The organism is Streptomyces sp. NPDC020362 (assembly GCF_040642095.1).
Lineage (GTDB): Bacteria > Actinomycetota > Actinomycetes > Streptomycetales > Streptomycetaceae > Streptomyces.
Genome location: NZ_JBFAET010000289.1, coordinates 1 through 8388 on the forward strand (window position 1 = coordinate 1; position 8388 = coordinate 8388).

Consider the following 8388-nt stretch of genomic DNA (forward strand, 5'->3'; position numbering starts at 1 on the left):
GCCGCCGCAGCGGCGCAAGGGCGCTAGGGCGCAAGTGCCGAACAGACCGGTGGAGACGACCGTCACCACCCACAATGACGGGCCGACGCCTGTGCAGCGAGGGCGAGTTGGGTGGCGCCGCGCCCGAGGGAACTGCCGCGGCGGCTCCGGTGCGGGGAGTTCACGGTGACCGCGGCGAGGAGTTCACCGTGACGGGGGCAAGGAGTTCACCATGGGCGGGGCAAGGAGGTCAACCGTGGCCGGGGCGGGACTTCACCGTGGCCGGAGGGGCGATGGGGCGGTGGGACAGCACGGCGGCTGGGCGGTGGGACAGCCCGGCGGATGTGCGCCGGGGCAGCCCTCACCCTCGCCGCCCGAACAGTGGCGGTGCAGGCCTCGGCATCGTCCATCGCCTCGGGACACGCCCCCTGGCGGCGCCTCACCTAATCGGCTGCGCTCGGGGCGAAAACGACCGCGAGGGCGTGCATGGTGATCGCATGAACACTGCACAGCTCAAGCACCCCAAGCGCCCTACTCACTCTATGAAGACTCTTTCCAGGATCCCCCGAATAGTCGTGGTGAGCGCGGCCCTCGGCATTGCCTGCGTGGCTGGGGCGGCACCGACCGCATCCGCCGTTGCAGCGACGCCCCACCCGCACGTCGCCACTGACGCCACAGATGCCCGGACGATCCCGGCCCACGCCCACGGCGAATCCGGCGTCCACGGCAGACTCGGTGGCCAGGACGACTACGGCGACGACTGCGACGGCCTCATCGTTCTCCTTTGCCACTGACGGACGACCGGCAGCATTTCCTGCCGCCCACCCGTCGAGGTGGCAGCATCCAGGTCACCGCCTGCCCGTTCACCCCAGGTGTCCGGGCGGGTGGTGATCATCAGCGCTCAGGGGACGGTTCCCGAAGGGCGCCTCCCAGCAGGTGACCGCGTTGCCCAGCGCGCCGCCGTCGCAGGACCTCCAGTGAGCGGGGGCCATCAGGGTGTCCCCAGGCCGTGTCGGACAGCCGGCGCGGCACCCCTTGGCCATCCTGGGCCGGGACGGCACCCCACCCGGCGAGAAGGAGCACGGTATGCCGACGGATTCGGTCGGACGATTCCTGGCGGCTCTCGACCCGGAGCACCGGGAGACTGTCGGTGCCAAACCCCGCGAGGAAGTGGAGCGACTCGCGGCAGCATGGGAACGGGAACTGGAAGCGGACGACGAACTCGACACCCTCGACGAGTTGTCCCCGCCGGCGGCAGAGGCCGAGGCGGCCCGCCGCGTCCTGGACCGCGAGGCCGGCTGACGGCCGATCACCGCATGCCACCCGCCCAGCGACACCCGGGCGGAACCCGGATGACCGGGCCCCAGCGGTCCCATCAGGCAACCTGGCCGCCACCGTGGCCCCGGCAGGCTCCCCGGTGCTCACCTCCGGGCGGTCGAGAGCGTCGGTCCGAGCCATGACGAACACCAATGCAGCGAGCCGGCTGTCGTCGTGGCGCCGGGCACATCCGGCCGACCCGGTCGGTGACGCCCCGGCATGGGTGATTCAGGTGCCCTGCTCCCTCGCCCTCGCTCCTTGGCGGCGCGCTCCACGCCGATCGCACCATGACGTGCCATCAAAATGCCGCCGGATCCAGATGCATGACGATCGCTCCGGCGCGCGTACGCTCATCGACGGTCCGGTGGCTGCTCGAAACGGCCGGACCCTGTATCGCCACGGGTCGCTCACATATTTCTGAGGACCTTCCTCCCAGGCTCCTCCGACCCTCCATGTCACAACTGGCGGGGCTGTCTCGTCTCAGAGTCATTCCCGACCTTCAGGAGCAGCCGCATGTCAACATCCCGGGCAACGAGCAACAGGGCGACGCTCGACCGTTTCCATGACGCCGTGAACAGCGGCGATGCCGAAGTCATCTCGAAGACGATCGACGAGGTCTTCGAGCCGGACGTACTGTTCCATGCCCCGGTACCGATGGGTGAGACGGGGGCGTCGGCGCTCAAGCGGGTGTGGTCGGTGCTCCTTCACGCCTTTCCCGACGTGCACGTCACGGTCGAGGACGTGGTCGCCGAGGGGGACAAGGTGGTCTCCAGGAACACCGTCACCGGAACCCACCTGGGCGAGTACCGGGGCCTTGCCCCGACCGGCCGATCCGTCGCCTACAACGAGATCTTCATCTTCCGCTTCGCAGGCGGCCGTGTCGCTGAAATCTGGGGAGTCGTCGACGTCTTCTCGCAGATGCGACAGCTCGGCATGCTTCCCGAAGGCCCTTCGTGACCGGAGCGACGAAGAGCCCGGTGATGACCCGGAACAGCCAATTCCCGCACAGCGGCAGCCTGGATCTTCCGTGGTTCACGGTCGGTCTCGCCTCGGAGCCGAAGAACCGGCGCTGGTTGAGGCCCGGGCTCTGAGCAGGGAGAGAGCCGGCGCCGACGCGGAGCCTGGGTCGCTGCCTCCGTGTCGGATCGTCCATCCCGGCGGTACGACGAGCGCCCAGGGGACGGGCATGACATCCAGCGCTGGTAACCGCCGCCCTTGACCACGTCCTCCGCGAAGAGCTGGGCGTTCGTCAGGGCTTGTCCACCGACGGCCGACCGGCGATCGCCGCCGAGATCACCCCGGACACCCGGTCACCGAGGCCCGAGTACTCCGGGATTCCGATGTACGACACCCCGACGCACGGCTGCGCGTGCATCCCGGGATGCTTGAGGTCCAGGCTCTCGAGTGCGCTCAGCGTGGGCCCCGGGAACGCCCTGGCAGCCTTCCGGTACTGCGGAAACCCGTATGTGGACAGCCGGCTGCCCGGCGGCACGCGAACCCGGCCGAGCCTCCCGCCGTTCCGTTTTCAGGAAGCCCTTGGATGTCGCCCAGGAGACGAACTTCCACGCAGCACCGGGATGCTTCGCCGTCACCGGGATCGCCGACGACCAGGCCCACATCCAGCCCGCGCTTCCCGTGTTCACCACCGGGGCAGGGGCGTAGCCCAGCCTGCCGGCGACCTTACGGGACATGCGCTGAGCCGGCCCCCCGAGGTCCTGTGATCCCGTTGCCCACGCTGAGCCCAACGACGGGACGGGCACCGGGTTCCACGAGCGCCGCCTCAAGACCCCTTGGCCGTGGCTGTCACATTCTCGGGCCCGGCGGTGTCTTCATGCCGAACTGGCAAGCGGACATGGAGGACACCATGGCGATACGCATTCCGAAGGCAGAACTCGGCCCCGAGGTGAAGGAGAACATGATCAAGCAGCTCGGTGCCGTGCCCGAACCCGTCGAGGTGGCGTTCAACAATCCCGACGTCGCCACGGCCAACCTGGAGTTCTCGGCCAGGGTGGCCGAGTGGAATGCGGCCGACGCAAGCCTCAAGTCGTTCGCCCACATGGCCGTCGCGGCACTGGTCGGCTGCAGCTGGTGCCTCGACATCGGCTACTTCCAGGCGCAGAACCAGCACCTGGATCTGACCAAGGCGAGCCAGGTGCCGCGCTGGCGGGAGTCGGACGTGTTCACGCCGCTGGAGCGGGACGTGATGGAGTACGCGGAGGCCATGACGAACACACCGCCGACCGTCACGGACGAGCTGTCGGCCGGTCTGCTCGACCGGCTCGGCCCGGCGGCGATGGTAGAACTCACCGTGTTCATCGCCTTTGCCAACCTTGCGACGAGGACCAACACGGCCCACGGGATCACGTCGCAGGGCTACTCCGACGCGTGTGAGATCCCGCTGGCGGCTCGACCGGCGAAGGCCGGCGCGATGTCCGGGGTGGTGCTCGGGGCGAAGTCCCGTGTGGAGTCCAGCACATGACAGAGGATCCGTTCGTGACCCATCGGAGCCTGCTGTTCACGGTCGCCTACGAGATGCTGGGTTCGGCGGCCGACGCCGAGGACGTGCTGCAGGAGTCGTGGCTGCGGTGGTCCGCCGTCGACCACACGCAGGTGCACGACCCACGGGCGTATCTCGTGCGGGTCGTCACCCGGCAGGCGCTCAACCGCTTGCGAACGCTGTCGCGCAGCCGCGAGGAGTACGTGGGCGAGTGGCTGCCAGAACCCTTGCTGACCAGCCCTGATGTCGCCGAGGACGTCGAACTCGCGGACAGCGTCTCGATCGCGATGCTCACCGTGCTGGAGACGCTCGGGCCGACGGAGCGGGCGGTGTTCGTGCTGCGCGAGGTCTTCGAGATGCCGTACGGCGAGATAGCCGAGGCCGTCGGGAAGTCCGCGGCGGCGGTGCGGCAGATCGGGCGACGGGCACGCGAGCATGTGGCCGCCCGGCGGCCGCGGGTGCAGGTGAGCCGGTCGGAGCAGCGGGCCGTGGTGGAGCGGTTCCTGTTCGCTTTGCGGACCGGACAGTTGCAGGAGTTGATGGAGGTGTTGGCACCGGACGTCGTGATGATCACCGATGGAGGTGGGCTGGTGGCCGCCGCTCTGGCTCCGATCCGCGGAGCCGAGGTCGTGGCGAAGGTGCTCGCGCGTGCGAACCAGGTGGTCACGGCGTTGAGGACGACGGCGGTCTGGCTCAACGGCGCACCTGCGGGCCGCATCGAGTTCGACGGCGAGCCGTCCGCGGTGAGCCTCCTGGTGGCCGACGGGCGGATCACGCGGCTCTTCGTCGTGAGAAACCCGCGGAAGCTGACGCGGCTCGACGAGCCGGCCGAACTCACCAGGTGACCTTGTTGCGGCTCAGGCATCGTGGGTGGTGCGGGCGGCTCCGACTGCCCGCACCACCTTGCAACCGCACAGCAGCCGGACACCGACGTACTGCGCGGACTTCCGCGGCGCACCTGGGACAACCGCCTCCTGCGAACAGCTCCTTGAACGGCTGCGGCCGGCTCCTCACCCTTGCGGGGCGGTGGGCGTGAGGACCGCAGTCAGCAGACGGTTGGCCATCGGGGTCGGTGCCCCGGTGTTGAGGCTCATGTTGGAGACGGAGTAGACGCCGCGAAGCGACAGGTCACGGGTGGCGAACATCCCGTTGGCGTAGCCGAGGTCGTGGCCGGTCTTGCCCCAGAGCACGCCCCCCTGCGGCAGCGGGGTGGACATCAACCCTGCGCCGAAGCAGGCCACCTTGGCACAGTTGGTGCCGACGAACGGGACGGGGTTGCCCGCTGCGTCCTTGGGCAGGGTGAACATCTCGTTCAGCTGCGCGCCGGGCAGCAGGCGGCCCCGGAACAACGCGGTGATGAAGCGGTCCAGGTCCTCCGGCGTGGAGATCATGTTGGAGGGATCACCGCCTTGCTCGCTGACGTCCACCGGCCTGCCCTGGCTGTCGGGCAGGTAGCCGTGCAGATAGGGGCGCGGCATCGCGGGGTCGTCCTCGGGCACGGATGTCTGGTCGAGCCGCAGTGGCTTCAGGATGCGGGTGGTGACCTCGTCCCTGAACGAGTGGCCGGTGATCTGCTCGATCAGTCTGCCCGCGATCCGGAAGCCGAGGGAGTTGTACTCCTGCTCGGTGCCGGGTGCGAAGTGAGGACCGGGCCAGGCACGGCCGCTGGGGCGCAGGGTGGTCCGGATGATCTCGTCGAACGAGCGGTACTCGTAGCGGTGGGCGATTGTCTCGTCGACGGTGTCGGCGGGTTTCCCTTCGTCCACGTCCGGCAGGCCGCTGGTGTAGTTGATCAGCTCGCGGACGGTGATCGGCTGGAACGTGTCCGGAAGCAGGCCCGGCATGTACTGCTGGACGGTCCGGTCGAGGTCGATCCGCCCCTCGGCGGCGAGCTGCAGGACGACGGTCGTCTCGAAGACCTTGGAGATGCTGCCGATGTGGAAGTGCGCGTCGGCCGGGATCTTCTGCCCGGTCTGGCTGTCGACGGTGGAACCCTTCCACAGCCGCCCCGGCTCACCGACCCGGGCGATAGCGCCGGAGGCTCCGTCGGTGGGCCGAGTCTCGATCGCTGCCTGCAATGCCGCGGGGTCCAGCGTGGGGAGGGCACGCGTGGTGACGGGCCGCCCGTCGCCTGCGGCGAACGCAGGCCCGCCCGCACCGGCTCCGAGACCGACAAGAGCTAAGCCGGCCAGGCCCAGGGCGGCGGCACGGCGGACTGACAACTTCATGCGGCACCTCGTGAGTTCCGAGATCGTGTGGTGGTTCCTGTGTGATCAAGCGTGCGGGCCCACCGGTCCACGGTCATCAGGGATCACCCCTGACCCGCCCCTGACCCCACCCCTACAGGCAGACGGGTGAATCCCTGTCCCGTGACGCTCACCTCAGAAGTGCCAGTCTCCGACCTCGACTGCGGAGCCGGCGAAGACGAGTTGACCCTCCCCTTACGTCAGGCTTGACGCTGTATTCCGACGAAAGGGCAGGTGGATGAGTTACTCCGTGGGGCAGGTGTCGGCTTTCGCCGGGGTGACGGTGCGTACGCTGCACCATTACGACAAGGCAGGGCTGCTCTCACCCAGTGGCCGCAGTCGCAGCGGCTACCGGTTCTACAGCGACGCGGACCTGGCCCGTCTCCAGCAGATCCTCTTCTACCGCGAACTCGGCTTCTCCCTCGACGAGACAGCCACGATTCTCGGGGAACCGCAGGCGAACGCCCTGGAACATCTCAGGGCCCGGCAAAAGCAGTTGAACGCGGAGATCGCCAGGCTGCAGCAGCTGGTCGAGGTGGCTGAACGAGCCATCGAGGTCCAGCAGACCGGTGTGTCCCTGACTCCGCAGGAACGCTTCGAGGTCTTCGGTGAGATCGCCTTCGATCTGAGCTACGCCACCGAGGCGGAACGGAAGTGGGCGCACTCCGAGGGTCAGCGCGAGGCGATGGCACGTGCTGCTGCCCACACCAAGGAGGACTGGCGGCAGCTCATGAGTGAGGCCGCCGTCTGGCGCACGGAACTGCTCGCGGCCTTCGACGAGGGGGAACCGAGTTCCGGTGAGCGGGCCATGGATCTCGCCGAGGAGCACCGTCTGCACATTTCACGCTGGTTCACCTCCTGCCCGCCCGACATGCACCGACGCATCGCGGACGACTTCATCGCCGACGCACGCGCCTTCGCCCTGGTCGTACCGCCGTCCCAGCAGCGCCCGGGCCTGGCCGCCTACATGTGCAAGGCGGTCCACGCCAATGCGGCCCGCCGTGCAGGCGGCCGTACCCACTCCGAGGAGGACCGATGAGGATACTGATCGCCGCGGCCGGATCGCGCGGTGATGTCGCGCCCTACACGGGCCTGGGCGCCGAGCTGCGCCGTGCAGGGTACGACGTCGCCCTGGCCACCACGGACACGTTCGCTCCCCTGGTGCGCCATGCCGGGCTGGAATTCCGCAGTCTCCCCGCCGACACCCGGGGGCGAGGCGGTGTCACGGGCAGACGTGAACTGATGCGCGCCGCTGCGGCGTTCGTCACCGAACTGGGCCAGGGTTTCGCCGACGCGGTGGACGCCGGTGCGGATCTGCTCCTGCTGTCGACCACCACGGCCCCGCTCGGCTGGCACCTCGCCGAGGCCACGGGGACACCGAGCCTGGGTGTGTACCTCCAGCCCACCGCACCGACCGGCGAGTTCCCGCCTGTCGTGACCAGCGGGCGCTCGCTGGGCCGCCTCGCCAACCGCGCAGCCGGGCGCTTCGCTCTGGGCATGGCCGACCGCCTGTACGAGCGGGCGGTGGCAACGCTGCGCCATCGCCTCCAGCTGCCGCCGGTCTCTGCCTCCACGATGCGCCGGCGGCAGGAGGCGGCGAACTGGCCGATCCTGCACGGATTCAGCACGGCGCTGGTGGCCCGCCCCTCCGACTGGCGTTCCGGCCTGAAGGTCGTGGGGACGTGGTGGCCGCATCACGGCGAGACCGAGCGGCTGCCCGCGGCCCTGGAGGACTTCCTTCACGCGGGACCCCGGCCCGTCCTCATCGGCTTCGGGAGCATGGCGGCCGGAGAAGGAGAGCGGCTGAGCGAGATCGCCGTACGAGCGCTGCGCCGCGCGGGGTTGCGCGGCATCCTCCAGGCGGGCAACGCCGGGCTCACGGCGGACGGCGACGACGTCCTGACCATCGGGGACGTACCGCACGCACTGCTGTTCCCGCGGCTGGCCGCGGTGGTCCACCACGCCGGGGCCGGCACCTCGGCCGCCGCACTGCGCGCCGGAGTGCCGGCGGTCACGGTACCGGTGACCGCGGACCAGCCGTTCTGGGCCGGACGACTCGCCGCCCTGGGCGCCGCCGCAGACCCGATCCCCTTCCGCTCCCTCACCGTCGAACGGCTCGCCGACGCTCTCGGCCGGGTCGTGAAGCAGCAGGGGTACACACGGGCCGCCGCGAAAGCCGCACGGCACATGGCGGCCGAGGGCGGGGCGAGCACGGCCCTCGATGCCGTCCGGCAGCTGACCGGGGGGTGACTCCCGGCCGGTGTCTCCACGGCGTCCGCCTCACCGGATGTGCTGCGCGGGCCGGGTGGCGACATGGAGCAGGTACTCGAGGGGACCGCGCCGGAAGCG

The 8388-nt window shown here is 69.6% G+C and carries 9 protein-coding genes and 1 pseudogene; 7 read left to right on the top strand and 3 right to left on the bottom strand.

The genetic code is table 11. The features are described 5' to 3' along the window. The first annotated feature begins 476 nt into the window (after window positions 1-476). The 3 genes from AB0H32_RS44680 (at window position 477) to AB0H32_RS44690 (ending at window position 2253) form a co-directional block, all read left to right on the top strand. Window positions 477-773: a hypothetical protein gene (locus AB0H32_RS44680; RefSeq protein ID WP_361134287.1), complete on the top strand. Its 297-nt coding sequence runs from the start codon at window positions 477-479 to the stop codon at window positions 771-773. Window positions 774-1065: 292 nt separating this feature from the next. Continuing rightward, a complete protein-coding gene (locus AB0H32_RS44685) occupies window positions 1066-1281 on the top strand; it encodes a hypothetical protein (protein ID WP_361134290.1) in 216 nt (71 codons plus the stop codon). Window positions 1282-1809: 528 nt separating this feature from the next. After that, window positions 1810-2253, top strand: coding sequence for an ester cyclase (locus tag AB0H32_RS44690; protein ID WP_361134293.1), 444 nt, complete (start codon window positions 1810-1812; stop codon window positions 2251-2253). A 292-nt stretch (window positions 2254-2545) separates the two neighbouring features. On the opposite strand, the gene AB0H32_RS44695 is transcribed toward AB0H32_RS44690, so the two are convergent. Together AB0H32_RS44695 and AB0H32_RS44700 are read right to left on the bottom strand one after the other, a co-directional pair. Continuing rightward, entirely contained in the window at window positions 2546-2671 is a 126-nt protein-coding gene (locus AB0H32_RS44695; RefSeq protein WP_361134311.1) for a hypothetical protein, read from the bottom strand. A 220-nt stretch (window positions 2672-2891) separates the two neighbouring features. Continuing rightward, window positions 2892-2987, bottom strand: a pseudogene (locus AB0H32_RS44700) (hypothetical protein); the annotation flags it as partial. Between the two features lie 173 nt (window positions 2988-3160). Here AB0H32_RS44700 and AB0H32_RS44705 point away from each other — a divergent pair. Further along, on the top strand, window positions 3161-3775 hold the full coding sequence (locus AB0H32_RS44705) for a carboxymuconolactone decarboxylase family protein (protein ID WP_361134296.1): 615 nt from the start codon (window positions 3161-3163) through the stop codon (window positions 3773-3775). Beyond that, on the top strand, window positions 3772-4638 hold the full coding sequence (locus AB0H32_RS44710; RefSeq protein WP_361134299.1) for an RNA polymerase sigma-70 factor: 867 nt from the start codon (window positions 3772-3774) through the stop codon (window positions 4636-4638). The genes AB0H32_RS44705 and AB0H32_RS44710 overlap by 4 nt, the downstream gene beginning before the upstream one ends. Before the next feature lie 165 nt (window positions 4639-4803). Here the strand turns inward: AB0H32_RS44710 and AB0H32_RS44715 are convergent, their stop codons facing one another. Then, window positions 4804-6021, bottom strand: a complete 1218-nt coding sequence (locus tag AB0H32_RS44715) for a serine hydrolase domain-containing protein (protein ID WP_361134302.1) — start codon at window positions 6019-6021, stop codon at window positions 4804-4806. Window positions 6022-6277: 256 nt separating this feature from the next. On the opposite strand from AB0H32_RS44715, the gene AB0H32_RS44720 reads away from it, so the two are divergent. Continuing rightward, window positions 6278-7078, top strand: a complete 801-nt coding sequence (locus tag AB0H32_RS44720) for a MerR family transcriptional regulator (protein ID WP_361134305.1) — start codon at window positions 6278-6280, stop codon at window positions 7076-7078. Then, entirely contained in the window at window positions 7075-8289 is a 1215-nt protein-coding gene (locus AB0H32_RS44725) for a glycosyltransferase (RefSeq protein ID WP_361134308.1), read from the top strand. The genes AB0H32_RS44720 and AB0H32_RS44725 overlap by 4 nt, the downstream gene beginning before the upstream one ends. Window positions 8290-8388: the final 99 nt, after the last annotated feature.